Source organism: Hyphomonas sp. L-53-1-40 (assembly GCF_000682775.1).
Taxonomy (GTDB): domain Bacteria; phylum Pseudomonadota; class Alphaproteobacteria; order Caulobacterales; family Hyphomonadaceae; genus Hyphomonas.
The window spans coordinates 167,847-193,907 of sequence record NZ_AWFI01000001.1 but is presented as its reverse complement, the minus strand read 5'-3'; the positions used below and the strand labels follow the sequence as shown (position 1 = coordinate 193,907).

The window sequence follows — 26,061 nt, the reverse complement described above, 5'->3', positions numbered from 1 at the left end:
TCCGCAAGCACCCGGCCTGCACGCGATGCAGGAGAATTCCGGGCCCTCAATCGGCCTTCCCTGCCCCAGTGCCCATACCGGAGACCCAGAGCGCCGCGATGAAGGCACCCTTGATGCGGGGAAGCAGGAGGAGCACCGCCCCGGTGACGGCGATGGCGGCCACCGGCAGAGCGGCCCAGAGCGGGAAGTGGCCGAACGAAACAAAGAAGGTTATTGCCACGAGGAATGGACCGAGCGACAGAACGGTCAACCAGGCCGGGCCATCATCGGCGCGAATGCTGCCAAGCGGTTCGCCGCAATGATCGCACGCATCGGCCTGTTTCAGGTATGCGCGGAAAATCCGCCCCTGCCCGCATTTGGGACACCGAAATCGAAGCCCTCGCCCTATGGCGGTCATCAGGCTCGGTTTCTGGTCTTGCGCAGGCGTGTGACCCGTCATGCCCGGATCAGGCCAATTGGCGGTGGTCTGCTTCGGCCGCTGCTGCGCGATCCGCAAGGAGGATGTCGACAAGCGTCGCGACCAGCGCACGCGGCCGGATCGGCTTTTCGATGATTGTGGTGAAGCCCGCCTCTTCGCACGCCAGACGGCGCTCCGGGCTGACATCCGCGGTCACCGCAATGACCGGCGCGAGTGCATTCGGGCCTCGCCCATCGCGAATGGCCTTGAGGACCTCGTCGCCGGTGGCCCCCGGCAAGTGAATATCTGTCAGGATGGCCTGATACGTGTTGGTCGCGGCGCGGTCGATTGCGTCTTCGGCGGTCTGGACTGAATCCACCTGCCAGCCTGCCGCCGACAGGGCGCGGGTGACGACAAGGGCGCTGACGGCATGATCTTCGGCCAGCAGGATGCGGCCCAGATCAAAGGCGCGCATGCGGGGCTTCGGCGGAGCCGCGGCCCCGCCCGTTCGACGGGCATGGTGACCGTAAAGATTGATCCGCCATTGGGATTGTCCGTCAGCAGGATTTCTCCGCCAAGACGCTTGGCCAGCCCCTTGGCAATGGACAGACCCAGGCCGGATCCGCCATGCGTGGTGGCGGTAGAGGCATTGGCCTGTTCAAAGGCTTCAAACAGGCGCGCCTTGTCGAGATCGTTGATGCCACAGCCAGTGTCTTCCACCGTCATCCGCAATTTAAGGTTTCCCGCGGCTTCGAATGTGGACAGCTCGACGCCGATATATCCGCGCTCGGTAAATTTCAGCGCATTGCTCATCAGATTGAACAATATCTGGCGAAGCCGCATCGCGTCGGCTTCCAGCCTTGCCACAGCGCCGCCGGCGACCTTGATGCGCAGGTCCAGCCGTTTGCCGGCGATACGCGACTGCCAGAGATCGCGCGCCTCATTCGCGAAATCGTGCAGGTCAAACGGCGCATTGTTCACGGAAAGCTTGCCAGCTTCCAGGCGTGACAGATCGAGCAGGTCGCTCAGCAGTCGGTCGAGATGGTGCCCGCTTTCCGAGATGGTGCGTGCGAGGCGTTTCGGCTCACCGCCGCTCACGCTGTCCTGCAACAGGTCAGCAACGCCGAGAATGCCGGTCAGTGGCGTGCGGATCTCATGCCCGACAAATGCCAGGAAGCGCGCCTTCTCTTGTTCGAAGGCGCCCGTATCCGTCCGTGTCTTCTGTAGCCGCTTTTGGGCGACCTGCATGGCGCGGGCGCGGGCGGCGTTTTCCAGCGCGACGGCAGACAGCAGCGCCGCAGGGCTGATCAGGCCGAGATACTTGCCGTCAGACAGGACGATCACGCCATCGGTCAGCGCCGAGGTCGAGCCGTCCGCGGCGAGCTTTGCCACCAGGCCGATCGGTGTTCCAGCTTCGCACATGATGGGATGCTCGATCATGATTTCGGTAATGCGCGTGGTGCCATTAGCCTGACGGGCGCTGGGGGTTGCGAGCGCCTCAAACACGGACCGGCGCGAGACCATGCCCAGCGCAGCGCCATCGCTGACAATCGGCACGGCAAATACATCAGGATGGGCGAGCAACCGCGTAAAGACCGCTGACACGGTCGCAGCTGTGGGTACAGGCCGCACAGCGACCGCAATGTCTTCTACTCGTACCGGCATGAAAGCGACGGTGTCCTTACACAGGTTAAGAAGACACCTTGCTCCATAAACCTTTACGTGCGGCAAACACATCCCTAACCAAAAATGAACGCCCGATCCTTTTGGAGGACCGGGCGTTCAATTCGGTAATCTTTCAGCGCGGGGGCGCGCCTAGTTGACGTCGCTGCGATGGTTCACGACCTTGCCGACGAGGCCGTATTTGACGGCTTCTTCCGCGCTCATCCAGAAGTCACGATCGGTGTCTTCCTTGATCTGTTCCAGCGACTTGCCCGTGGCGGCTGCGAAGATCTTGTTGAGGCGTTCGCGCATCTTGATGATCTCGCGGGCCTGGATTTCAACATCCGTGGCCTGGCCGCCAACGCCGCCCCGCGGTTCATGAAGCAGGAAACGAGTGTTCGGCAGGCAGAAGCGGTTTTCCTTCTTCGCCGCCGCATAGATCAGCGCGCCAGCCGAGGCGACCCAGCCGGTGCCGAGGATCTTCACGGGCGCTTCGACGAATTTGATCATGTCGTGGATCATGTCGCCGCTTTCGACGTGACCGCCGGGCGAGGAGAGGACCAGCAGGATCGGCTCCTTGCTTTCGGCCGACAGGGCCAGCAGGCGCTGGCTGACGCGGCGTGCGGCATGGAAATCGATGCCGCCTGTCAGCAGGATGGTGCGGGCCTTGAACAGCGCTTCCTCAAGGAAGGCATTCGGCTCGGACTGGGGCTTTTCTTCTGTCTCGTCATCGAGGCGGTGCAAAAGGTTCATGAGGACTCCGAAAGGCGGGAAATCTGGTTGAGCCTATAGGTGAGGTGCCACGCGCGCCGGGTCAAGGCTGGACCTGCCTGTCCGCGCGAAAACCTGTGACAGAGGCAGGCGTGATCAGGCCGCCTCGCCGACGATGCGGGACACGTCTTCGGCGTAGCGCTGGGCCTTTTTTTCGCCGACGCCGCTGATCAGGCGCAGCTCGTCGGCGTCGACGGGGCGCTCGCGGGCGATTTCGGCGAGGGTCCGGTCATGGAAGATGACATAGGGCGGCACGCCGCGCGTCTTGGCGATCTCGGTGCGCCAGCTGCGCAGCATGTCGAACAGGATCTGGTCGCGCTCCGACATGTCAGCCAGCGCTTGCGCCGCCACGCGGCTCTTGCCCTTGGCGCGCTTGCGGGTGGCGGCGGGGTCAGCGCGCAGCATCAGGGTGCGGTCGCCCCGGAACAGGGCGCGGGCGGCCTCGGCATCCGGCACCACGACTGCAGGCCGGTTCATCTCACCGCCTTCGGCCAGCAAGCCATCATAGAGCAAGGCATCGAACACGCGCCCCCAGCCCTGTTTCGGCATGTCCTTGCCGATGCCATAGGTCGACTGGGTGGAGAGTTCCTCGTCGAAACTGTCCTTGGCCTGTCCGAGCAAATGGTTGATCAGGCGGCCGCGCCCGATCTTCTGGCCGCAGCGCAACACGGCGGAGACCGCCATCTGTGCCCAGCGGGTTGCATCATAGGGCTCGCCGGTCTCACCCCGGCAGGTATCGCACGCGCCGCAGGCCTCGACCCCCTCTTCCCCGAAATAGCGGCGCACGGCGGCGCGGCGGCATTCATCGCCATCGAAGAAGGCAAACAATTGGCGAGTCTTGGTGATCTGCACCCGCTTGACCGCTTCGGGCGCGTCCCCCTCATAGGTCCAGCTGAGCGAGCGGCGCATGTCGGCGGGGCCGTAGAGCGCGACACCCTCGGCGGGCTCTCCATCGCGGCCCGCGCGGCCGACTTCCTGCCAATAGGCTTCCATCGTCTTTGGCGGATCAGCATGGATGACGAAGCGGACGTCCGGCTTGTCGACCCCCATGCCGAAGGCAACGGTGGCACACATGACGAGGCCATCTTCCAGCAGGAAACGCCGCTGGCGCTCGGCCCGCACATCGGCATCCAGCCCCGCATGATAGGCGAGCGCCGTGATGCCCGCACGTTCGATGGCCTCGGCGAGGTCTTCGGTGGCGTTGCGGGTGGCGGCATAGACGATGCCGGACAGGCCCGGACGCGCCTTGACGAGGGAGACGACCCGCTGGGCGCGGTTGCCCTCCTTCGGCTCGGCGGCGAGGGCGAGATTGGGCCGGTCGAAGCTCGCCACATGGACCGCTGGTTGCGTCAGGTCGAGCTGGGCGAGAATGTCGTCGCGCGTACGGGTGTCGGCCGTGGCGGTGACGGCCAGGCGCGGCACGCCGGGAAACATATCCTTCAGCCGGCCCAGCGCGCGATAGTCCGGGCGGAAATCATGGCCCCATTGGCTGACACAGTGGGCCTCGTCCACGGCAATCAGCGAGACCTTCATCTGGGCGAGGCGCTGGGCGAGCCCCGTGCCCATGCCTTCGGGCGAGACATAGAGCAGATCCATCTCGCCACGCGCGGCCGCCTCCAGCGCTTCGGCGCGGGCATTGAAATCCATCGAGGAGTCGAGCCGTTCGGCGCGCACGCCGACCTGTTTCAGCGCATCAACCTGATCGGCCATCAGCGCGATCAGCGGCGAAACCACAATGCCGATACCGTCGCGCAACAGCGCCGGGATCTGGTAGCAGAGCGACTTGCCGCCGCCGGTCGGCAGCACGGCGAGGCCGTCCTTGCCCGCCAGCGCATCCGAGATCACCGCCTCCTGCAACCCCCGAAAGGCGTCATAGCCATAGACGCGCTTCAGCAGCGCGCGGGCATCATCAAGAGTTGGCTGGGCAGGCATCAGCCTCTTGTGGCGACGCAAGTGAGTCGGGGCAAGAGCGGCATGTGCAACGCCTTGCAGAAGGTGCAAATCGCCCCCAGATTGAAGAGAGGGAGGGATGACAGGACATGACATCCGGCAACACGCCGAACCGTGATCACACTGAAAGTCTCAGGCGCCTGCTCCGCCGCCGTGGACGTCGCGGCAAGGCCGGTGCAAATCCCCACACCGACACGACCCTGCATGCCTGGCACAGCAGCTATACGCACACGCCCGGGTCCAGCCATTCGCCGACCACACGCTGGATTGTCGCTATTCTGGCCATCATTTTCATCTATGTCCTTCCGGTCGCCATCGCGCTGATGCGCCCTCTGATCATCAATGTAGACCCTCACAATCTGGAATCCCTTTCTCGTGATGTCATAGAGATGTTGATCCGCACGACCATTGTTCTGGCGCTACTGCTGGTTGCCAGTGTCTTTGGGTTGGCATTGCTCGCGCCGCTCATGTGGTTCTGGAAACAGCTGGATGGGGACAGCCCGGCCGTCCGGAAACGGCTCATCGCGCGGGCCGATCGCATCATCGCGAAACGTCAGGCCAAAGCCACCAACAGCGATCCTTCGCCCTCTGAAAAGAGACAGGAGACCGAGGCGTGACCACCAGTCGAACTCCTTCGCGTGACCGGACAAAGCAACTCAAACGCCTGCTCCGCCGCCGGGGGCGTCGCAACAAGCTGGGCGCGAATCCCAAAACGTGTATCAAGACCTGGTCCGAGTACAGCAATGTGGAATATACGCCGACAGGTGACTCATCCCGTCCGAATTTGGTTGTCGGATTGGCGATTGGGGCATTGCTGTTTGTCGGGTTTCCTTTGTCCTTCGCCTTCCTGAAATCCGATGAAATCTCCGGTGTCGGAGATATGCCCGGCTGGCTGGGATGGTTTTTCATGTGCATGGTCGGACTGGCCGTGCTGATTATCCTGCTGGCACCGGTCCTGCTCGTCTTCCAGTCAGTCCGGGACGCGCTGGAAAGCCGCGCCGAGCGCCTCAACAAGAAACGTATGGCGACGGGCGACGGCGCGGGCGTCGCGGGCATAGCCGCCGCCGAGGACGCCGCAGAGCGGGATACCGGCTGAGCGGCAGGCCCGCGCCACGAATCCATCTCGCGCGCGCAGCCCCTCATCGCTGAGGGACAAAAGGCCCAGACGGTCTTCTGCATGCGGATCGACCCCGGCATTGTAGAAGACGATATCCGGCGATGTGCCGAGCGCGGCCTCGACCAAGTCTTCCAGCACGGCCAGATAGGCGGCATCGCCCGTGCCCTTCGGCAGGCCGATGTCCAGATCAGAGGGCGGCTTCTCGCGCGGCCAGTTCTGTTCGCAATGCAGCGAGGCGGTGAAGACGCGCGGATCATAGCGGAAGATCAGCGCCGTGCCGTCGCCATGATGGACGTCGCAATCGATGACCGCCACACGGCGCACTTCCTTCGTTTCCAGCAAGAGCTTTCCGGCAACGCCGACATCGTTGAACACTCGGGCCCGGCATGATGGCTGCCGCCGGCAAGGTTCACAGCGGCCCCCTGCTCCAGAGCAAGGCGCGCGGCGAGACATGTGCCGCCGACCGATGCAGCCGAGCGCCGGGCAATGGCGGGCGTGATCTCGAACCCGACCTTGCGCGCGGCCTTCGCGTCCAGCGTCTGGGTCATGATGGCGCTGACATAGGCCTCGTCATGCGCGAGGTGCAGCCAGTCTTCCAGCGCGGCCTCCGGCGCTATGAAATTGTGGCCCGCGTCGCGGAGAAATTCGGCCACGAGCGCATATTTGCGCATCGGGAAGCGATGGTCATCGGCGACCGTTTTCGCGTCATAATCGAGATGGTGGATAATGGGCAGTGTCATATCGGGCGGAACCTAGCGGGTTTCGGGCCCGTTTCCACTTATGCACGGCATGCATAGGTGTGATGGCTGGCCGCAATCTACAGGCAGCGCCCGGACGCGTCATATTCGCTGCAACACGAGCGCGAAAGGAAATCGCCATGATTGAACACAGACCCTTCAAACAGCTCGGCCGGTTCCAGAATGACTGGCTGAACGCCAATTACCATTTCTCCTTTTCCGGATATCACGACCCGGAGCGCATGGGCGAAGGCGCCTTGCGCGTCTGGAATGACGACACGATCCAGCCGCATACCGGCTTCCCCCCCCACGGGCACCAGTCGATGGAAATCATCACCTATGTCCGCACAGGCGCGATCACGCACAAGGATTCCATGGGCAATACCGGCCGTACCGAGGCCGGGGACGTCCAGGTCATGAGCGCTGGCGACGGTGTGCAGCATTCCGAGTGGAACGCCGAAGACGAGGAAACCACCCTGTTCCAGATCTGGATCCTGCCGCGTGAAGCAGGCGGCAAGCCTGGTTGGGGCGCCCGGAAATTTCCCAAAGGGGAACGGTCCGGCAATTGGGCGGTGCTGGCCTCAGGTGACGGCGCAGACGACAGCCTCGTCATCAATCAGGACGCCAATGTGCTCGGCGCGACACTGAAGGAAGGCGAAACGCTGACCTATGAAGTGAAGGAAGGCCGTCATGGATATCTGGTGCTGGCCGACGGATCTGTCGAGTTGAACGGCATTGTCATGACCGGACGCGACGGGGCCGCCATCACCGGCCCCGAGACCCTGACAGTGAAGGGCATTGCCGACGCCGAGATCGTGTTCGTCGACACGGTTTGATCTCTGCCTCCGGCCACGTTACTTCGAAGACCGGGCCGCAGCGCAATGCGGCTCGGTCTTATTGGTTGTGGGAGGTCACACGATGCAAGTTATCCGCGGCAAGGCGTTTACCGCGCCCAAGGCCTGGGGTGCGATCAATGTCGCAAACATGGACGGGATCACCACACGCCTTCACTGGACCGACCAGCCCTATATCTGGCACGTCAATGAGGGCGAGGAGGTGTTCGCGGTCCTCGATGGGATCGTGGACATGCACTACCGCGAAGACGGTGCAGAGAAGATCGTGACGCTGGAAACAGGAGACATTTTCTTCGCCGGGATTGGATGCGAACATGTCGCTCACCCCCGGGGTGAAGCCCGCATCCTTGTGGTCGAGCAGGAAGGCAGTGTTTGAACCCCTGACAGGCGCACTCCACGCTCACAGGCCTGTGACTTCTACGGGCATGGGCAGCGTGGTAGGATGAATCTATAGCAGTTTTGGAGAGACTTCGATGAAACGACTAGTTCCCCTCGCCGCCCTAGCCTTGCTGGCCGCCCCGGCCGCGCTCGCAGGCGAAATCAATGTCACCTTCAGCCCGGAATTCACCGAGGAGCTGAACGATGAATATGGCATGCGTGAAGCTGATTACCTGATAGAAGAAGTGCAGGAAGACCTGACCCGCGAACTCGGCAAGGCCGGGCTCGACATAGCCCGCATTGATGTGACCATCCTTGACGCCAAGCCCAACAAGCCGACGTTCAAGCAATTGGGCGATACGCCGGGCCTTGATTATGGCGACTCCAAAAGCATTGGCGGCATGAAACTGTCAGCAACGGCCTTTGATGCCAGCGGCAAAGCGACAGGCGACCTGACCTATGACTGGTACGAGAATGATATCCGCTATGCCGGCATCTCCACCTGGCAGGACGCCAAGCGCGCCTCTGACCGGTTTGCCCGCAAATTCGTGAAAGAACTGACAGCCGGTACGCCTTCGGGCAGCTAGAGAACCAGCTCGCACCGCTCATTCAGGCTTGGCCGGGAAATGGCGACTTTCGTCAGGCCCGGCAGGCCAGCTTTGAGGTCGGCTGCTGCCCAGAGGCAGATGCGCTCCAGCGTGGGCACTTCAAGCCCTTCAATATCGTTCAACAGCTTGTGGTCGAGCTTGGCGGCTGTGGCCTGCAGGCAGGCGGTCAGATGAGAGAAATCCTCAACCCATTGCTCGCCTGGCTTGACCGTGCCCGCAACCGTCGCCTCCAGTACGAAGGAATGGCCGTGCACATTGCGGTATGGATGCCCTTCAGGCTTGCCGCCCATATAATGGGCCGCCTCGAAATTCACAGATTTCGAGATCGCAAACATGCGGCCTTCCGGGCTGGTCGCCGCGGATGAGGTGCTGGTCTGGTCAATCTGTGTGGTCATCAATTCGCTTCAATTCTTGCGCAGTTTTGCGCCAACAGGTGCCTGAGGCGCGGATTGGGGCCCAATTGCTGGAAAAAGCCCGAAAAGTCCAGTTGTTATGGCTGCTTCTTCTGCAAGTGAATCGGGTGTTCAAACGCCGGCTTTCCAGCCTGCCCAGCCCTTGGCGCGCAGTTCACAGGCCGGGCATTGCCCACAGCCATAGCCCCACGCATGGCGCTGGCCGCGCTCGCCCAGATAGCACGTATGGGTATCTTCCGCGATCAGATCGACCAACGCCTGTCCGCCAAGCTCGTCTGCCAGGGCCCATGTGCCTGCCTTGTCTATATACATTAGCGGCGTGTTGATTTGCATCGGAACATCAAGGCCCAGCCTCAGTGTTTCAGCCTGGGCGTCCATCGTCGTTGCGCGGCAATCGGGATAGCCAGAATAGTCTGTTTCACACATCCCGCCGACCAGAACAGAGATGCCCCGGCGGCTGGCCAGAGCGCCTGCCAGGGTCAGGAACAGCAGATTGCGACCCGGCACGAAGGTGGAAGGCAAGCCAGCTTCTGTCATCTCGATGCTGACATCGTGCGTCATCGCCGTTTCTCCAAGCGACTTCAGCACGGTTGCATCCAGCATATGGTCCGGTCCAAGACGGCTGCCCCAGTCTGCATTGAGGTCAGCCAGCCCCCGCCGCACCGTCTCCCGGCAATCGAGTTCGATCCGGTGGCGTTGGCCGTAGTCAAACCCAACCGTCTCTACGCGCCCGAATCGCTCAAGTGCCCATGCCAGACAGGTCGTGGAATCCTGCCCTCCCGAGAAGAGGACCAGTGCGGCTGTAGAAGAATGTGACATGCTGCGCCTGTAACAGGCATGGGCAACGCGGCCAAGCAAGGGCGTTACATTTTTAACACCCGCATTTTAAAACCCGTCATTACCCCAGCGTCATGTTGACAGACCCGTCACGAATGCATTCAGATGACAATTGAAGCAGGCCCAAAAGAGGCCGGCTCGGCTAAAATTGCTCGAGGCAGCACTAAAGCGGCCCGAGGGGAGGAAACAAAACATGCGAAATATCAGACACTCGAAATCCGTCTGGCTGGCTGGGGCATCCGCTCTTGTGGTCGGACTGGTGGGGCCAATGGCCGCCGCTCAGGATGATTCCGACGAGAGCCCGCGCACCCTGTCAACGGTCACGGTGACGACACAGAAAACCGAGGAATCCATTCAGGATGTTCCGATCGCGGTTTCCGCGTTCGATGAAGATGCACTCGACCGGCTCCAGCTGGCCGGTGGACCTGACCTTGTAAAATCCATTCCGAACGTCAGCTTCACCAAAGGCAACTTCACATCGTTCAACTTCAAGATCCGCGGTATTGGCGCTGACGTGGTTGCACAATCCGGCGATGCGGGTGTGGGTATTCACCAGAACGACATTCCGCTTACGGCCAACCGCCTCTTCGAAGCCGAGTTCTATGATGTCGAGCGTGTCGAGGTCCTGCGTGGACCACAAGGTACGCTTTATGGACGCAACGCGACTGGCGGTGTGTTCAACCTGATTACTGCCAAGCCGGTACTGGGCGAATTCCAGGCTGACGCCGAGCTCACCTATGGCAATTACAACACGTTCAAAGGTAAGGGCATGGTCAACCTGCCCCTTGGCGAAAACGCCGCCCTGCGTGTGGCTGGCTCCTATCTTGGCCGTGATGGCTATGTGGACAATCTGACAACCGGCAATGATGTCGATGATCGTGACCTCTATAGTGTGCGGGCGACCCTGGCATTCGAGCCCACAGATTGGGCCCGTGGCTGGATCTCGGTTGAGCACTTCGAAGAAGACGATTCACGCCTCCGCTCCGGCAAGCAGCTATGCGACAAGGATGAAGGCTTCGACAGCTTCATGGGCATTCCGGTCTCAGCTGTTGACCAGTTGGCAACATCGCTTGGCTGTGTGGACGCTCCGCTCGATCAGTCCCGTGACCGCGTGAACTCGCAGGCCACCCTCGCTGGCGGCCTCGGCATCTTTGCTGGCCTCCTGAACGGCGATGTGAACCTCGATCCGGCCATTGCAGACTTGCGCAAGATTGAGTCTGCCTTCGACCCGATGTACCAAGCCGACCAGACGCTCTATTCATGGAAGGCTGAAGCCGATATCGGCGACAATCTGCTGCTGACCTATCTCGGCAGCTATAGTGAGAGCTCGGTCGTATCGCGTGAGGATTACAACAAGGCCTCTGCATCGCTGACCTTCAACACAACGGCCGGCCCCTTCATCAACCCGGCCCTGGCACCCCTCTATCCCCTCCTGTTCCCAGGCGGCGTAGTGAACGATCCGGAACTTGGCGCTGCCAATTCCTTCCGGACCTTCGATCTGTCTGGTGCGAACAGCGAGCAGTCGACCCACGAACTTCGTCTCCAGTCTGACTATGATGGTCCGTTCAACTTCAATCTTGGCGCCATCAAGGTGGACTTCGAAACCATCGATCCGTACAATGCGGAAGACGGTTACTACGTTCTGTCGAACGCGCTGACGGCGCTGACGCAGATCAACAATGCGGCTGGTGGCGCCTTGTTTGGTGGCAACGTTCCGCTTGATAGCGGCTCTACGGCCTCCGATGGCGCGTCCCTGTTCGACCTGTCCCTGAATGGTGACGGCGGCAACTATTTCCGCTCGCTGTCGCCCTACCAGCTGGAATCCTTCGCTGTCTTTGGTGAAGGCTACTATGACGTCTCTGATGATCTCCAGCTCACGCTGGGCCTTCGCTATACGGATGACCAAAAGGAACAGGATATCGTCTCGACCTTCCTGTTCACACCGCAAGCCGCGGGTGCTGATCCACTTGCTTCCCAAGGCAAGCTGAAAGCAGACTTCCAGGAAATCACTGGCCGTATCGGTTTCGACTACACAGCCGATCTCGACTTCACAGACGATACGCTGATCTACGGCTTCTATTCCAAGGGCTACAAGGGAGGCGGCATCAACCCGCCACAGCCAGCAGGCGCAAACCTGTTCCCGCAGACCTTCGATCCGGAATTCATCAACTCGTATGAAATCGGTACGAAGAACACGTTTGCAGGCGGCACAGCCCAGCTGAACCTGACCGGCTTCATGTATGACTATGAAGGCTATCAGATCACGCAGATCATCAACCGCTCGTCGGTGAACATCAACGTGGACGCAGAGCTTCAGGGTCTTGAATTGGAAGCCCTGTGGACGCCAGCAGACAATTGGCTGCTAACGGCCAATCTTGGTCTTCTCAAAGCCGAAGTCGTCGACACTTATGGCATCGACGTGCTCGACCGCACCAATGGACGGGCAGATCTCGTCGCGCTGAAGAATTCCAGCAGCTACTCGAATTGTGTCGTGTCCGCTCAGGGCTACGCCACAGTGCTGGGAGCCATTCAGGGTGGTCTGCTTGACCCAGGTTCTACGCTTGGCCTCTGTACCGGTGCATTCGCAGGGCAGGAAGCTGCCTTCGGTCTGGACGGCGTCACCGTCACCTACACGGACTCCAATGGCGACACGCAGACGGCCTCGGCCCTGCAGCCCATCGAAGGGGACGCCAAGAACCTGGATGGCAACTCCATGCCGGGCGCCCCGGACATGACGCTGAACCTGGCGGCGGAATATACATTCCCAGCCATCAGCAATTCCAACTGGGACCTTACGATCCGCGGCGACTACTACATGCAGTCGGAAAGCGAGAGCCGTATCTGGAACACGCCGCGCGATGGACTGGAATCCTGGTCCAACGTCAACCTGTCCATCCTGCTCAACAATGCAGAGAGTGGATGGGGCGTGGAAGTCTTCGCCAAGAACTTGACCGACGAGGAGGTCATCACCGGTACTTACCTGACCGACGATTCCTCAGGCCTGTTCACCAACGCCTTCCTGACCGAGCCAGCCCTCTACGGCGTCACGGTCAAGAAGTCCTGGTAGGACCCGGACTCGTCTGAATTCCAAGGGCGGCCTTTCGAGGTCGCCCTTTTTGTTTGGCCAATCGGCAGGCTCGTCCTATGGTCCCAGCAAACCTCCCTGCCTCAAACGGAGACGCCCTCATGCGCCCTATCATCCCCCTGCTTCCGCTCGCACTGATTGTTGCCGCTTGTGGCGGGCCAGCTGAAACCACGCCGGTCGCAACAAGCGACTTTGACGTGAAACTCACGCCCGTCGTGACCGAGGCCGAGTGGCCCTGGGGCCTCGCCTTCCTGCCGAATGGCGATTTGCTGTTCACAGAGAAAGAAGGCGGCCTGAAATTCGTGGCTGGAGGCGAGGGCACCCCCTCTTCCGTGACCGGCCTGCCGGAAGCGTTCATTGAAGGTCAGGCAGGATATCTTGGCCTGGTGCTGGATCCGGACTTCGAGACCAACCGCATGGTCTACATCTCCTATTCCAAGGGCGATGGTGCCGCGAACGCAGCAGCCGTCATCAAGGGCCGCCTCAGCGACGATGCCAGCGCGCTGGAAAACGTCGAGGAAATCTTCTGGGCCGATGCGCGCGATACCGCGTATCACTATGGATCGCGCCTGCAATTTGCGAATGACGGCACCCTCTTCGTTTCCCTCGGCGAAGGCTTCAGCTTCATGAAGGATGCTCAGGATCCTACCAATACGCATGGTACCATCGTCCGCATCAACACAGACGGCTCTATCCCCGCAGACAATCCGTTTGCCGATGGTGAAGCCGGTGCGCCCGCAGTCTGGTCCTATGGTCACCGCAATGTTCAAGGGCTGTACTACGACACTTCCACTGACACGTTGTACGAGACAGAACACGGCCCGAAAGGCGGCGACGAACTCAATATCTCCACGCCCGGCGCAAATTACGGCTGGCCCAAGATCACCTATGGCGTCAATTATGACGGCACGATCATCACGAATGAGACCGAAGCCGAAGGCATGGTTCAACCGCTCACCTATTGGGTGCCGTCGATTGCCCCTTCAGGCCTCACCATGCTGACCAGCGACGTTTATCCGGGCTGGAAAGGCGACCTTTTCACGGGCGGCATGAATGGCCCGGCCGGACTGGAGTTGACGCGGATCGACATGGAAAATGGAGAAGTGGTCGGCAAACAGTCACTGTTTGACGAAGAATACGCAATCCGTGACGTGGTTCAGGGCCCCGATGGGCACCTCTATGTCGCGACCAAGGATTTCGACGGAATATTCCGCGTGGATATCGCTGAAACGGAAGCCGAATAGGCCCGATCAGATATCTCGGCGTGACCGGAGTGCGGCTGCGAGCGTACCATCATCGAGATGGTCCAGTTCGCCGCCCACAGGCACGCCATGCGCCAGACGCGTGACACTGACGCCCTTCCCCTCAAGTAACTCGGCCACGTAGTGCGCTGTGGTCTGGCCATCAACGGTGGCATTGAGCGCCAGGATCACTTCGCGTATGCCGCCGGCCTCCACGCGGGTCACCAGTGAAGGAATGTTGAGGTCATCCGGCGTAATACCGTCGATGGCCGACAGCACGCCGCCGAGCACATGGTATCGCCCCCGGAACGCGCCACCGCGCTCGAGCGCCCAGAGATCCGGTACGTCCTCCACCACGCACACCAGCGCATCTTCGCGCCCACCTGCCTGGCACACTGCGCAAGGCTGCACCGTGTCGAAATTCCCGCAGACCTTACACCGCTCGATCTTCTCGCCCGCTTCGGCCAGCGCGTCCGCCAATGGTTTGAGCAATGTGTCACGACGCTTGAGCAGGAACAGTGCAACCCGTCGTGCAGACCGGGGCCCGAGGCCCGGCAGGCGCGAGATCAGCTCAATCAGGCGAAGGATTTCAGGACCGGCAGAATTCTGGGACATGTCGTTCAATGTCAGCTATTTGCGCCTGGTTGCAAGCATGAACGTGCAAAAGCCATTTGCGCGCAAAACAAAACCCCGACCTTTCGGCCGGGGTTCGGGAAGCACTCTTAAAGCTTCAAAACTCTGGGCGTCAGGCCGCCGCTTCGACTTCCGCCGTCTTCGAGCTTGGACGCGGATCGCGCAGAACATAACCGCGCCCCCAGACCGTTTCGATATAGTGGTTGCCGTTGGTCGCATTCTGCAGCTTCTTGCGCAGCTTGCAGATGAAGACGTCGATGATCTTCAATTCTGGCTCGTCCATGCCGCCATAGAGGTGGTTCAGGAACATTTCCTTGGTCAACGTCGTGCCTTTCCGGAGGGAAAGAAGCTCGAACATCTGGTATTCCTTGCCGGTCAGATGAACGCGCTCGTCGTCCACTTCCACGGTCTTCGCGTCGAGATTCACAACGATTTCGCCCGTGCGGATCACGCTCTCGGCATGGCCTTTGGAGCGACGCACAATGGCGGTGATGCGGGCGATCAGCTCGTCCTTGTTGAATGGCTTGGTGAGATAGTCGTCAGCGCCGTAGCCGAGCGTCTTCACCTTCGCTTCAATGTCGGGATTGCCGGAGAGGATCATCACAGGCGTGTTCACACGGCCCATGCGCAGCTGTTTGAGCACTTCGTACCCGGAAATATCAGGCAGTGAGAGGTCGAGCACGATCATGTCGTACTCATAGACCTTGCCGAGGTCCACGCCCTCTTCGCCGAGGTCGGTGGTGTAGATGTTGAAGCCTGCAGCCTTCAGCATCAACTCGATGGAACGAGCCACCGCACTATCATCTTCAATCAGCAGGACGCGCATCTCTCGTCTCCCGAATCATCATTACGACCAAGCTAGCCGCATTTCCTGTCAATGTGAATCCTACGGGCTGTTCCTTTAACGAAGGTTAACAAGCCGTACGATCCACCCCCAAAACTTCTACTTTCTTCACACAGATTAATAGCCAATATCGACACCCTGACGGGCGCCTATGAGCATCTGGGAAATTGCAATTGCGTCCTGGATCGGCTGTGCCTGCTGGTCTGTGGAGATCAGCGTCTTCTGGCAACGGATCGCATCGCGCACTTTCGGATCCCGCATTACGGTACCCGCAAGATGCGGACGGAAGCCGAGGAAGGTCTGACAAGCGCGCGCAATCGCTTCATAGGTGCGCTGGCCTGCTGCCCGGGACTCGGCCTGATTGATACAGATGACAGGTTCGACGTTCGGCGCGTAACCGCGCAGCACCTTGATGAACGCATAAGCGTCCGTCATCGAGGTCGGCTCGTCGGTAATGACCATGAGCGCCTTGTCGGCGGCGCGCGCCAAGCGCATGCAATTGGCTTCGATCCCGGCGCCAAGGTCCACGACCACCTGGTCGTATTGCAGCGCCAGCGCCGAAAGGCCTGCAGCAAGGCGGGCAACTTCCTCAGGCGGAAGCTCAGCCAGCGCGCCAGAGCCGGATCGGCCAGGCAATACGTCAAAGCCGCCATCTGCTGCGCCGCCATCAACGGCCGTCACAGCATCATCCAGTTCGACCCAGCCTGCGATTACCGCAGCGAGGTCGGTTTCCGGTGCGATGCCGAGCTGAACATCGACATTGGCGAGGCCCAAATCGCCATCCACCAACAGTGTGCGCTTGCCGGCCTGTGCAAAAGCGGAGGCTAGGGTAATTGCCATGAACGTCTTGCCGACACCGCCTTTGCCACTCGCAACAGCGATGATCGAGGCTGGCGCGACGCGAGGGGTCGGCCGCTGGGCCGGACGTTCCTGCGATTTTCGAAGCATGAAGCTCATAGGACTACGCAGCTCCTTTCAGGGCGATCACATCGCCGGGGGCATCTTCCATCAACAAGGCAGCCAGCCGGGACGGCGCTGCCGGCACCAGCCCGCCGCCTATAAAGGGCGTAACGGCAAGGTGCGAGAAGGCGATTCCCGCAGAAGACAGAGCCGAAATGGCCCCTCCCCGCCTGCGGGCAATATCGAGTTTGGTCAGGATAGCGCGGCGTATGCCAGCGCGGGCAAAGATGCGGGCAGCATCTGCCTGATCTTCCGGGTGACCTTCGGCTGACATGACAAGTACGGGCTCGGCGCGCACGACCTGAATCAGGTCCTGCAGACTGTCCATGTCATCCTGGTCGAACGCATTGATCGATGGCAGGTCAATCACACAGCGATGCCCGGCGGCCCGTGCGGTGCGCAACGTGTCGAAAAGGGCATCTGGCGTCAAAGCGGTGCGAATCTGGCCACGCTCCTGTTCCAGATAGGCTGCGAGCTGAGCGCCGCCTGCAGTTCCATCAAGGTCTGCAGCGATTGGCAGGATGGCCGTACGGGCAACCGCCGCCCGGCGGGTCAGTTTCGCTGCAGTGGAGGTCCGGCCATGTCCTGGCGGCCCCACGAGGATGATGTCGCGTTCCATGCGGGCCGCAATCGGATCGCAGGTGACGATGCGCTCCAGACCGGCCGCGATCGAATCCTCTGGCGAGTCGCCCGGAACCGCATTCTGATCAGCGCCCTCATGAGCGACCCGATCCGCAAAGCGCTTGGGGGCGCCATGCCATAGAAGAGCGTCGCGAACGCGACTGTAGAGAGGGTTTTCAGAGCCACGACCATGTCCGGTGCCACGGGCTTCTCGCAGGAATAGCGGTTCGCTTGGAACAACGCCGCCTCCCAGCTTGTCCGTTGCAGCCCGAACTTCCACACCGCCGTCGATCTCCCGTTCAGACAGGATGACCGCGTCCGCTCCCATTTCGGCAAAAATCATCGCTTTGGCGGCCTCAAGGGTCTCCGCGGCGAACATCTTCATGCGCATGTTTGCATGTTCCCTTGTGTTGATCACCCCGCCGATCGCCACCCCAATAGGCCGACAGGACATGCTTTCGTTGGAAGCAGTTAACACCGGCAAAGGTTAACAACTTCCTTTCTTCCGTTAGGAATTGGGCGGCCTTGCAATGTTTTAATGATAATTGCCTAAGCGTCAGGCAGCCGCGCGATCGTCGACGATTTCCGACAGGGTCACGCCCAATTGGCCATCCGCTATAACCAGTTTGCCCCGCGCCATCAGGCGATCTGACAGATAGATGTCAACCGGCTCACCCGTATGGCGCTCCAGGGCAACGATGTCCCCTTCTGCCATGGCCATCAGTTCCTCGATGGGCATCCGCAGTTCACCCAGCACCACATCCACCCGGACAGGCACATCCATCAGGCTCTTTTTCAGCGCGGGATTGGCAGAATCAGTCATGAGGTACCTTCGGGTGTAACACGCGTGAGAGATTGCCGGGCGTCGAACAGATCACCCTGCCCGTCAAGAATGGTGCGGGCGGTGGCCCTTATTAACGCATGGGCCCGGTCACTGAAACCCTCCTCATAGGCGCAGGCCTCCAGATGACCTGTCAGCGCCACGAGATTGGCGAGGGCTTCGTTGAGTGCATTCGTCACGCCCTGCAAGCGCTCGCTGTCGGCGCGGGCCGCTTCGGCGCGCACACTGGCAGCGCCTTCCGCACGGGCTTCCGCCAGCATTTCCAGCAATTCCGGCGTGGTCAGCTTCACCGGTGGGTCGAGCTCGACCGGAGCCGCTTCGCCCGGACTGAAATCGCTGCGAAATTCAAATTGCGTAACAGATTTGACAGCGCGGTGGATCATTCGACGAGTTCATCCTCATCTTGCGGACGCCCTGCGCGAATGTCTCCGCGCTCGATCAGCGTGCGGGCCAGATCAACCAGTTCCATTCGTGCGGCTTCAATCTCGCTGCGGCGCACGGCGCCAAGCATGTCGATTTCCTCGCGCAGCAATTCTCCAGCGCGTTGCGTCATGTTTCGGAAGAAGGCCGCGCGGGTCTCTTCGCGTGCGCCTTTCAGCGCAAAGGTGAGGCGTGTACGGTCTGCGGCAGACAGCAAGGTCTGCAGTCCCCCCGCATCCAGATTCGCCAGATCGTCGAAAGTGAACATCAATGAGCGGACGCGCTGTCCGGCGCCTGGCACAGCGGATTCCAGCGCAGACAAAAGGCTTTGTTCTGAACGGCTATCCATCCGGTCGAAGATACGGGCGACACCTTCATGACCACCGGTTCGGGAAGCTGGCGCGGCGCCGGCCATCCATGCCGACACGGCTGTTTCGAGCGCTGCGACCGCGCTTGGATGCGCCGGACCCAAGTGTAACAGGCGTTGCATCACGTCGACGGCGACAGGTTTCTCGAGCGCCTTCAACATGCGCGCCGAGGCTTTGCCATCCAGACGGGAAAGCATCAGGGCAAGTGCTTGCGGGTGCTGGCCCTCAGCCAGTTTCAACAAATCTCGCGTTTCAAGTTCAGACACTTCAGCCCAGATTGGCGTATCGGCTTCGGAAGATGCGCCGCTGCGCGCATGCGCCTGTTTGTAGCTTTCCAGCGCATCAGTCTCATCACGCAAATCATCGTCCAACGCATCCATTGCGGCGGAAAGTGCGCGGGCTTCCTGCGAACTCAATTCGCTCCAGACTGGCGCGGCCTCAGGCCCCAGAGCGCGCATCAGTCGCGCCGACCGAGCAAGCCCGGTCGTGCCGCGCGGTCGTGAAATCGCCAGTGCGCTCATGCTGCATCTCCTTCACCGCGCATCCAGCTGCGCAGGATTGATGCGGTGCGCGCGGGATCCTTGCGCACAAGGGATGCAGCGTCCGGGTCCGGCTGGCGGACCGGGCGTGGTTTGGACACCGGAATGATGTCCGCAGATTCCATGCGGGCCGACTTTCGGTCAGCTGGCGCGCCGGTGCTCGTCGCCGCTGGAGCTGCGTCAAGGGGGGCACGAAAACCAACCCACGCCAACAAACCGCAAAGCAATGCGTACAGGCCAAGCTCAGTCCAGCCAGTTGCATCCGGACGACCGGCAACACCTCGCGCGAAGTCAGCCTGTTCGATGATCAACTGATCGCCGGTTTCAGGCGACAGCAGAATGGCGGAACTTGCAAGACGTTGCAGGGTTGGTGCGGTCTCGCTCGCATCTGACGCCAGCAGGATGAGGACCGATCGGCCTGAGCGACCATCGCCGGACACGGAGAGGCGGATGTTTCCCGTGCCGGCCACCGGCTCAAGAATACCCATCAGGGAAGTTTCGATGGCTGATCCAGGGACCCAGGCCTCAACGGGCTGGGTGAACAGGTCGCTGGCACGCCAGCTGCCCAGTACGCCTGCTATGACAAGCGCGAACAGCGCGACTGCTCGTGTGGAGAGCATCGCGCTGCCTTGGAATTTTGCGAGCCTATGATCCATTCGCTACTCCTGTTGCCGGGTAAACTTCCGGCATTCAGGACCAGTGATAGGCGCTGGCATTTAAATTTGTGTTTAACGGAGAGGAATCCGTTAACCGTGACGCGTCCTAGCGGCGGTATTGCTGCAAACGTGTGGTCCGCAGTCCCTTGGTTCCGTGACGGGAATAAAGCTTCTCCCACGTCTCGAATTCTTCTTCGCTCAGGCTGTAGCGATCACAAGCAGCCTTGCGGGACAGGAGTCCCCCGGAGACTGCTGCAACGACTTCAGCTTTGCGACGCGTAACCCAACGCAAAATGTTGGGTGACGGAAGATCCGCCAGGGTCAGCATCTGGCCATCCGGGCCGGGGACGCTGATGTTACGAGCATTGTGCTGTTCCATGTCCACACCATTCTAGTTGCTATGACAGGACTGCCCGGCTTCTCCGGGCGCCATGGAAATCAACATACAGGGTGGGGTTTAAGCCGAGGCGTAAGCGACCATGTCAGTTTTACTCCCCAGGTTAGAGGAATGTTTGGAAAGCTGTACCGGGCCGGGACAGATCGTGGGAATCAGCTGGATTCATTACAGAAAGTATAACTTTCGCCCGGATTACGGCAGCAATGCCAGCGCATCATTGTCGCGCGCCTGCGCTGCGTGACGGCGCAGCATGGTGAGGAACATCTCGTCTCCGCGATCCGTCTGCTTCACCAGCATTGCCGCCCCGAAAGCAACCGACATGCCGTAAAAGCTGAACCAGCGATAATGATCGTAGAGCGCCTCGAACGAGTAGTCGGAAATACCCTGCTCGGTCAGCCGCGCATGATAGAAGCGCAGCAATGCCTGCTCGTGCTTTGGCCGATCTTCGCGCGTCAGACCCGCTCCGATGAAGTATGCAACATCACCAGCTGGCGCGCCCTTGCCAGCTGTTTGCCAGTCTACAACGGCCAGTGGTTTGGGTGCCGCGTCCGCGCCGAACAACATATTGTCCAGCCGGAAGTCGTTGTGCGTCAGCGCATGCGGGCCGTCATACCCCTCACTCCAGGCTGGCAATGCCGCCGCATACGCGTCACCCACGAGGATGTCGTCAGCCTCCAGCCGTTCACCATACCGATCCTTGAATCCATGCCAGAGGCCACTCACTGCTTCCGGTGTCAGCGCAGGCGGCGGCGCAAGGTCACTGCCCTGCAACCAGGCGTGCGTATCAAGTGACGGATCATTCCAGTACGCCGCATGCAACACAGCCGCTGCCGACAAGGCACGCTCGGCCTCGGCGACACTACACCCCTGAAGTTGGTCGCCCTGCTCAGACGGCGCCATGTCTTCCATGATCAGCGCGAACCGGTTCGTGTCCGGGTCATAATCTGTGTAAAATGCCGCTGGTGTAATTACGCCGGCCACTTTCGGGAAAGTCCGATAGAATTTTACTTCCCGCTCATAATGGCCAAGCAGCTTGGCGGTCATCAGGCTTTCCGGGCTATCAGATGGAAACTTGCCTACCAGTGTCGCCGGAGCATTCGGCCCCTTGCGCGCATAGTCGAAAACAAAGCGGACATTCTCGCCGATCTGTCCGGTGCCGATGGATTTTGCGGTGAGGCCAGCAACCTCGGCGTCAATACCGATCTCTCCAAATAGCGCATTGAACCAATCCGCTCCCAATGAGAGCGGGTCTGCGTCGAGGCCTGGTCGGCTCATTCATGTTTCCTCCGGTTTCGTTTCCTCGTCGGCAGTGTTGTCCTGCCGTGTTTTCTTTTTTCCCCAGCCGGTGAAGCGCTGAAGCTGCTCCATCCGCTCTTCGGCGTCGCGCAGGCCCTTGTCGAGCGCGGCCATGGTCAGCGCGAAATCACCGCTTGTTTCCTTGCGCCAAGCGCGTTCGGCTGTGTCGATCACATAACCAATCGCGACGGATTTGAGCGCCACCGGCGCGCCGGAACGAGTGTCGAGTCCGGCCGAGACGAGCGCCCAATCGGCGCTGTGCTTTCGAGCGAGGGGAAGCGCGAGCAAGAGCGATGGCGTGTGGTCTCTATACTTCATCAGCGAGAGGAGCCCGGCGCGGCGCGCTTCCATTGCCTCGAACCGCAGCATGATAACGTCGAACAGGCGTTCCCGCGGGCTTTCGTCATGCGACACGCCCTCTTCCGACATGGCCTTGTCGAAATAGGCATCGGCATGTGCGGCAAGATCATCCTTGCCGGCAAGGCCATGAAATTCGGAAAGACTGGTATCTGCGGCCTCCGCAATGGCCGACAGTGTCAGATCGGCCCAAGGCGTCTCGTCGGCAAGTTCCAGTGCGGCGAGCAGGCCCTTTTCCAATATGCCTGCCTGCGTCGTCATCGGTAACTGTCCTCTAATCCGGCTCTCTGGAAAGCTCCCGGTCGCGGGTCACAGCGGCGCGCAGGGCTTTCCTCAGCAATATAGGCATCCCACCGTCATCCATAAGGATGTCAAGAGCGGCCTGGGTGATGCCGCCGGGGGAAGTGACCATTTTTCTGAGCGCATTTGGAGTCTGGCCGGATTGTTCCATCAGAGCGGCCGCACCGATGATCGTCTCAATGGCAAGACGCGCCGCCATGTCCTTTGGCACGCCTTCGGCTTCTCCGGCTTCGGCCATTACCTCGGCAAGCAGGAAGACATAGGCCGGGCCGCACCCCGAAATACCTGTCGCGGCAACCATTGTCTTTTCGTCCATCGGGCCCTCGACAAGCCCAAGCGGTGTGAGCAGCTTGCGGGCGGCTTCAATATCCGAAGAGCCCAGCGACGGAGCTGCTGACAGAAGCGTGACCCCTTTTCCAATCGACCCCGGCGTATTCGGCATGGCGCGGATCACATGCGGTGTGCCGAGGCGGTCTTCGAGCTGGCTCAGCTTGATTCCGCCCATGACGGAAATCACCAGTGTTCTCTCGTCGATGTATTGCTTGATGCCTTCAGCAGCGCGCGCGAATTGCTGGGGCTTGATACCCAGAACGACGATGCGCGCAGGCGACGGATCCGGGTTCAGCGTGATGCGGCCGGCTTCAGCCCATTCTTGCACTTGCGGCGTCGGGCGCGGTGCGACGATAGAAATATTGGGCTTGGAACGCCCCGACAGCCAACCGGACGCCAGTGCGCCGCCCATGCGGCCTGCCCCGATCAGGACAATTGACTGTGCCGCCGCCACGCGCCGGGTCTCAGGCTTCGCCGTGGGTTTCGAACATGACCGCATCCATCGCTTCGCGTGGGCTCTTGCCAGCCCAGATCAGGAAGTTGAACGCAGGTACAAACCGGTCAACGGCGCTGACGGCCGCCGCGATGGTCGACCGGAGCTCGCCCAGGGAGGCCTCGTCACGATCCATCATGGAAAAGGTATATCGGAAGATGACCACACCCTCGTCTGCCCAGTAATCAAAATGGCCGAGCCAGAGGCGCTCATTGGCCATGATGATCAGTTCGGACAGTTGACGGCGTTTGTCAGCTATCGGTTTGATGTCGAGGGTGACGGAAAAATGGATCGCGGCGGGTTCAGGGCGAAACGCGAACAGCGCGCCCATATCACCCCAACGGGTCTCAGCCACAGCCTGAATTGTGCCTTCTTCGTCGCGTTCGTGCTGCCACCCGGCGATTTCGAGGGCCTCTTCGACGCGATCGAGCGGATCGATCCCTTCGAATTCTTCGCGTGAAAGATCAAGGCTCATGAAAGTCTCCCCTTCTTTCTGAAGTCATGGACACAGGATTCGTGCCCAATGGCCATCCCCGTTGAAACGCGGCGCAGGGTCTGCGTCCACCCCGAACAACAGGTAGGCATACAAAGTCTGTGGGTTGCGCTATTTGGATTTTGCAGCTGCTTCGAGCTCTGCCACACGCGCTTCCAGCGCTTCGACACGCTCCAGCGCCGCCGTGGCGAGCGTCTTCAGTGCCTCGACTTCGTCGCGGCCCGCCAAGTCCATATCGGCGATCAGGCCCTTCACGCGGGCCTGGGCAGCGGTCTTCGCCTCTTCGCTTGCGGCCCGTGCAGCACCCATTGCGCCGGTCATCAGACCTGCAATGTCATCTAGCAGTGGATTTGTTGTGGCCATGCGGCTACTCCTTCGCGGCATCGGGCGGACAAGTTCTCGGTCCCCTAACAGATAGGTCCTTATCCATACAGGGAAAAGACGCTGCATGCTGGATATGATGAGCTTCGCTGCAACCCTCCTGCCCGCTGCGGCGCTGACCTTCCCGGATGTCAGTCCGGCCTTGGTCTCTATTGATCTCGGCTTTCTTGGGCTCGGCACCTTCCATTTGCGCTGGTACGCGCTCGGCTACATGGCCGGAATCGCGCTTGCCTGGTGGTATGCCAGCGCTATGATCCGGCGTCCGCGCCTGTTTGGCGGCACCAGCCCGCTGACCAAGGACCAGTTGGACGACATCATGTTCTGGATCATTGTCGGCATCATTCTGGGCGGACGCTTCGGCTATGTCCTGTTCTATATGGTGCCCTATCAGTTTGATGTGATCGCGGCGAACCCGCTGACCATTTTTAAGATCTGGGATGGGGGCATGGCATTTCATGGCGGCATTCTGGGCGTCACGATTGCGCTCATCCTGTTTGCGCGCCGTCGCAAAGTGTCTCTGCTCTCGATTGGCGATATTGCCGGTGTGGTCGCGCCTATTGGCATCGGCCTCGTCCGACTCGCCAATTTCGTGAACGCCGAACTCTATGGACGTCACACGGATGCGCCCATCGGCATGGTATTCCCGGAAGGCTATGTGCGCGGCTCGACGCCGCCGGCCTATAATTGGGATACCGGCGAATGGGCCTATACAGGCTTCGAGACTGCGCGCCACCCCAGCCAGCTTTATGAAAGCGTGCTGGAGGGCTGGTTACCGCTGATTGTGGGATCGATCCTGATCTGGCGCTTCGGCGCGCTGAAGCGCCCCGGCCTTATCGCGGGCCTGTTCCTGCTGACATACGCGACCGGGCGCACCATCGTCGAGAACTTCCGCCTGCCCGACAGTTTTGTCGAAGGCCTGCCGGACTGGATCACGATGGGCCAGTTGCTCTCCATCCCCATGTGGATCGGCGGCATCTGGCTGGTCTGGAACGCGCTGAAGTCAAAGCCCGCGACCTCGAGCTGAGCCTGCCATGACCCTGAAGGATCGCATCACCCGCCTGATCGAAACCGGCGGCCCCATCCCGGTTTCAACCTATATGCAGCTCGCCCTGCATGACGCCCAACAGGGCTATTACGCCACACGCCCCGGCCTCGGCACGGATTTCATTACGGCGCCGGAAGTCAGCCAGGTCTTCGGCGAACTGATCGGCCTGTGGGTCGTGCATGAATGGCGGGCCATGGGCGCGCCGGACGCGTTTCATATGGTTGAGATCGGTCCCGGCCGCGGCACGCTGATGGCGGATGCGCTGCGTCTCGCCTATGTCGCGGGCGGTCGCGAATTTGCCGATGCTGCCCAGCTCACTTTCGTTGAGCCGAGCCCTGAACTGCGTAAGGTACAGGTCGAGCGTCTCAGCGATTATACACCATCCTTTGCCGATACGCTCGGCAATGTGCCCGCCGGGCCGATGATCCTGATCGCCAACGAATATCTCGACTGCCTACCTGCCCGCCAATACCGCAAGGCGGATGGCCAATGGCGCGAATGCGTGGTCGGGCTGGATTCTGATGGAGCGCTTGCCTTCGGGCTTGCGGCCGACGAGCAGCGCGCACCCGATGGCGCGGCCGAAACCTCAGAGTCCGTCGAGGTGCAGATCGGGTTCGACCTGCTGATTGCAGACCTTCTGATGCGTCCCGCTCCAATGCGCGCATTGTTCATCGATTACGGCCCGGCCGACGCGACGCCGGGCGACAGTTTGCGAGCTTTCAGCCAAGGCGAGCAGGTCTCCCCCCTTGCCCGTCCCGGCGAAACAGATTTGACCGTGGACGTGGATTTCGGCCGCCTGCAACGGCTCGCCGCCCGTATGGGACTGGACGTCGCTGGCCCGACACCGCAGGGCATGTTCCTGATGGGGCTCGGCGCGCAGGCAAGGCTGAACCAGCTGGTCGAGGCCAACCCCGACCATGCCGAGGCGATCTTCGACAATGCCCAGCGCCTGATCGACCCGAAGGACATGGGCAGCCGCTTCAAGGCAATCTGCCTGTCGAGTGGCGGCCTGCCCGCACCGGTTGGGTTCTAGGCAC

The 26,061-nt window shown here is 60.9% G+C and carries 31 protein-coding genes; 8 read left to right on the top strand and 23 right to left on the bottom strand.

Annotated elements, in window-relative coordinates; all coding sequences use genetic code 11:
- Positions 1 to 46: 46 nt before the first annotated feature.
- The 5 genes from L53_RS00920 to recQ form a co-directional block, all read right to left on the bottom strand.
- Positions 47 to 439, bottom strand: a complete 393-nt coding sequence (locus tag L53_RS00920; RefSeq protein WP_034810699.1) for a DUF983 domain-containing protein — start codon at positions 437 to 439, stop codon at positions 47 to 49.
- Between the two features lie 7 nt (positions 440 to 446).
- Positions 447 to 797, bottom strand: coding sequence for a response regulator (locus L53_RS16670; RefSeq protein WP_233347539.1), 351 nt, complete (start codon positions 795 to 797; stop codon positions 447 to 449).
- Positions 707 to 2,062 (bottom strand): ATP-binding protein, encoded by a 1,356-nt coding sequence (locus L53_RS00910; RefSeq protein ID WP_034810693.1) that lies wholly within the window; start codon positions 2,060 to 2,062, stop codon positions 707 to 709. Before L53_RS00910 ends, L53_RS16670 begins: the two co-directional genes overlap by 91 nt.
- 150 nt (positions 2,063 to 2,212) lie before the next feature.
- A complete protein-coding gene (locus L53_RS00905; RefSeq protein ID WP_034810690.1) occupies positions 2,213 to 2,812 on the bottom strand; it encodes an ATP-dependent Clp protease proteolytic subunit in 600 nt (199 codons plus the stop codon).
- Positions 2,813 to 2,926: 114 nt separating this feature from the next.
- Positions 2,927 to 4,762, bottom strand: coding sequence for a DNA helicase RecQ (gene recQ / locus L53_RS00900; RefSeq protein ID WP_034810687.1), 1,836 nt, complete (start codon positions 4,760 to 4,762; stop codon positions 2,927 to 2,929).
- Between the two features lie 107 nt (positions 4,763 to 4,869).
- Here recQ and L53_RS00895 point away from each other — a divergent pair, with 107 nt between their 5' ends.
- On the top strand, positions 4,870 to 5,397 hold the full coding sequence (locus tag L53_RS00895) for a hypothetical protein (RefSeq protein WP_034810686.1): 528 nt from the start codon (positions 4,870 to 4,872) through the stop codon (positions 5,395 to 5,397).
- Positions 5,398 to 5,750: 353 nt separating this feature from the next.
- Here the strand turns inward: L53_RS00895 and L53_RS17675 are convergent, their stop codons facing one another.
- Complete coding sequence (locus tag L53_RS17675) at positions 5,751 to 6,239, bottom strand: hypothetical protein (protein WP_369794148.1); 489 nt, start codon at positions 6,237 to 6,239, stop codon at positions 5,751 to 5,753.
- On the bottom strand, positions 6,164 to 6,637 hold the full coding sequence (locus L53_RS17670) for a hypothetical protein (RefSeq protein ID WP_369794147.1): 474 nt from the start codon (positions 6,635 to 6,637) through the stop codon (positions 6,164 to 6,166). Before L53_RS17670 ends, L53_RS17675 begins: the two co-directional genes overlap by 76 nt.
- 137 nt (positions 6,638 to 6,774) lie before the next feature.
- On the opposite strand from L53_RS17670, the gene L53_RS00885 reads away from it, so the two are divergent.
- The 3 genes from L53_RS00885 (at position 6,775) to L53_RS00875 (ending at position 8,453) form a co-directional block, all read left to right on the top strand.
- The gene (locus L53_RS00885) at positions 6,775 to 7,470 is read left to right on the top strand and encodes a pirin family protein (protein ID WP_034811781.1); all 696 of its coding nucleotides are present in this window, start codon (positions 6,775 to 6,777) and stop codon (positions 7,468 to 7,470) included.
- An 82-nt stretch (positions 7,471 to 7,552) separates the two neighbouring features.
- The gene (locus L53_RS00880) at positions 7,553 to 7,864 is read left to right on the top strand and encodes a cupin (protein ID WP_034810683.1); all 312 of its coding nucleotides are present in this window, start codon (positions 7,553 to 7,555) and stop codon (positions 7,862 to 7,864) included.
- A gap of 97 nt (positions 7,865 to 7,961) precedes the next feature.
- Positions 7,962 to 8,453 carry a DUF3313 family protein gene (locus L53_RS00875; protein WP_034810681.1) on the top strand — a complete coding sequence of 164 codons (492 nt, stop codon included), beginning with the start codon at positions 7,962 to 7,964 and terminating at the stop codon, positions 8,451 to 8,453.
- Here the strand turns inward: L53_RS00875 and L53_RS00870 are convergent.
- Positions 8,450 to 8,869 carry a 6-carboxytetrahydropterin synthase gene (locus L53_RS00870; RefSeq protein ID WP_233347457.1) on the bottom strand — a complete coding sequence of 140 codons (420 nt, stop codon included), beginning with the start codon at positions 8,867 to 8,869 and terminating at the stop codon, positions 8,450 to 8,452. The two genes, L53_RS00875 and L53_RS00870, sit on opposite strands and share 4 nt — an antisense overlap.
- Before the next feature lie 129 nt (positions 8,870 to 8,998).
- The gene (gene queC / locus L53_RS00865) at positions 8,999 to 9,706 is read right to left on the bottom strand and encodes a 7-cyano-7-deazaguanine synthase QueC (RefSeq protein WP_034810678.1); all 708 of its coding nucleotides are present in this window, start codon (positions 9,704 to 9,706) and stop codon (positions 8,999 to 9,001) included.
- A gap of 211 nt (positions 9,707 to 9,917) precedes the next feature.
- Between queC and L53_RS00860 the strand changes: the two genes are divergently transcribed.
- Both L53_RS00860 and L53_RS00855 read left to right on the top strand, forming a co-directional pair.
- On the top strand, positions 9,918 to 12,791 hold the full coding sequence (locus L53_RS00860) for a TonB-dependent receptor (RefSeq protein WP_034810676.1): 2,874 nt from the start codon (positions 9,918 to 9,920) through the stop codon (positions 12,789 to 12,791).
- Between the two features lie 119 nt (positions 12,792 to 12,910).
- Complete coding sequence (locus tag L53_RS00855; RefSeq protein WP_034810673.1) at positions 12,911 to 14,053, top strand: PQQ-dependent sugar dehydrogenase; 1,143 nt, start codon at positions 12,911 to 12,913, stop codon at positions 14,051 to 14,053.
- Between the two features lie 6 nt (positions 14,054 to 14,059).
- Here the strand turns inward: L53_RS00855 and recR are convergent, their stop codons facing one another.
- The 14 genes from recR to L53_RS00785 all read right to left on the bottom strand — a co-directional run bounded on the left by recR (position 14,060) and on the right by L53_RS00785 (position 23,961).
- Positions 14,060 to 14,665 carry a recombination mediator RecR gene (gene recR / locus L53_RS00850; RefSeq protein WP_034810671.1) on the bottom strand — a complete coding sequence of 202 codons (606 nt, stop codon included), beginning with the start codon at positions 14,663 to 14,665 and terminating at the stop codon, positions 14,060 to 14,062.
- Positions 14,666 to 14,795: 130 nt separating this feature from the next.
- The gene (gene ctrA / locus L53_RS00845) at positions 14,796 to 15,509 is read right to left on the bottom strand and encodes a response regulator transcription factor CtrA (protein WP_034810668.1); all 714 of its coding nucleotides are present in this window, start codon (positions 15,507 to 15,509) and stop codon (positions 14,796 to 14,798) included.
- Positions 15,510 to 15,644: 135 nt separating this feature from the next.
- Positions 15,645 to 16,484: an AAA family ATPase gene (locus L53_RS00840; RefSeq protein WP_034810665.1), complete on the bottom strand. Its 840-nt coding sequence runs from the start codon at positions 16,482 to 16,484 to the stop codon at positions 15,645 to 15,647.
- A gap of 4 nt (positions 16,485 to 16,488) precedes the next feature.
- Complete coding sequence (locus L53_RS00835) at positions 16,489 to 17,499, bottom strand: flagellar biosynthesis protein FlhF (protein WP_034810663.1); 1,011 nt, start codon at positions 17,497 to 17,499, stop codon at positions 16,489 to 16,491.
- 165 nt (positions 17,500 to 17,664) lie between these two features.
- Positions 17,665 to 17,931 (bottom strand): flagellar motor switch protein FliN, encoded by a 267-nt coding sequence (fliN, locus tag L53_RS00830; RefSeq protein ID WP_034810661.1) that lies wholly within the window; start codon positions 17,929 to 17,931, stop codon positions 17,665 to 17,667.
- Entirely contained in the window at positions 17,928 to 18,332 is a 405-nt protein-coding gene (locus L53_RS00825) for a hypothetical protein (RefSeq protein WP_034810659.1), read from the bottom strand. The genes fliN and L53_RS00825 overlap by 4 nt, the downstream gene beginning before the upstream one ends.
- Positions 18,329 to 19,258, bottom strand: a complete 930-nt coding sequence (locus tag L53_RS00820; protein WP_034810655.1) for a FliG C-terminal domain-containing protein — start codon at positions 19,256 to 19,258, stop codon at positions 18,329 to 18,331. The genes L53_RS00825 and L53_RS00820 overlap by 4 nt, the downstream gene beginning before the upstream one ends.
- Positions 19,255 to 19,932, bottom strand: a complete 678-nt coding sequence (locus tag L53_RS00815) for a hypothetical protein (protein WP_034810653.1) — start codon at positions 19,930 to 19,932, stop codon at positions 19,255 to 19,257. The genes L53_RS00820 and L53_RS00815 overlap by 4 nt, the downstream gene beginning before the upstream one ends.
- Positions 19,933 to 20,038: 106 nt before the next feature.
- A complete protein-coding gene (locus L53_RS00810) occupies positions 20,039 to 20,311 on the bottom strand; it encodes a DUF1153 domain-containing protein (RefSeq protein WP_034811776.1) in 273 nt (90 codons plus the stop codon).
- A 210-nt stretch (positions 20,312 to 20,521) separates the two neighbouring features.
- A complete protein-coding gene (locus L53_RS00805; protein ID WP_051607420.1) occupies positions 20,522 to 21,604 on the bottom strand; it encodes a phosphotransferase in 1,083 nt (360 codons plus the stop codon).
- A complete protein-coding gene (locus L53_RS00800) occupies positions 21,605 to 22,243 on the bottom strand; it encodes a hypothetical protein (RefSeq protein ID WP_034810651.1) in 639 nt (212 codons plus the stop codon).
- Between the two features lie 13 nt (positions 22,244 to 22,256).
- Complete coding sequence (proC, locus tag L53_RS00795; protein WP_034810648.1) at positions 22,257 to 23,066, bottom strand: pyrroline-5-carboxylate reductase; 810 nt, start codon at positions 23,064 to 23,066, stop codon at positions 22,257 to 22,259.
- A 10-nt stretch (positions 23,067 to 23,076) separates the two neighbouring features.
- Positions 23,077 to 23,580 carry a YbjN domain-containing protein gene (locus L53_RS00790; protein ID WP_034810645.1) on the bottom strand — a complete coding sequence of 168 codons (504 nt, stop codon included), beginning with the start codon at positions 23,578 to 23,580 and terminating at the stop codon, positions 23,077 to 23,079.
- Positions 23,581 to 23,709: 129 nt separating this feature from the next.
- Positions 23,710 to 23,961 (bottom strand): accessory factor UbiK family protein, encoded by a 252-nt coding sequence (locus L53_RS00785; RefSeq protein ID WP_034810642.1) that lies wholly within the window; start codon positions 23,959 to 23,961, stop codon positions 23,710 to 23,712.
- Between the two features lie 85 nt (positions 23,962 to 24,046).
- Here L53_RS00785 and lgt point away from each other — a divergent pair, with 85 nt between their 5' ends.
- A complete protein-coding gene (gene lgt / locus L53_RS00780; RefSeq protein WP_233347456.1) occupies positions 24,047 to 25,003 on the top strand; it encodes a prolipoprotein diacylglyceryl transferase in 957 nt (318 codons plus the stop codon).
- A gap of 7 nt (positions 25,004 to 25,010) precedes the next feature.
- Positions 25,011 to 26,057 (top strand): class I SAM-dependent methyltransferase, encoded by a 1,047-nt coding sequence (locus tag L53_RS00775; protein WP_034810639.1) that lies wholly within the window; start codon positions 25,011 to 25,013, stop codon positions 26,055 to 26,057.
- The last annotated feature ends 4 nt before the right edge of the window (positions 26,058 to 26,061 follow it).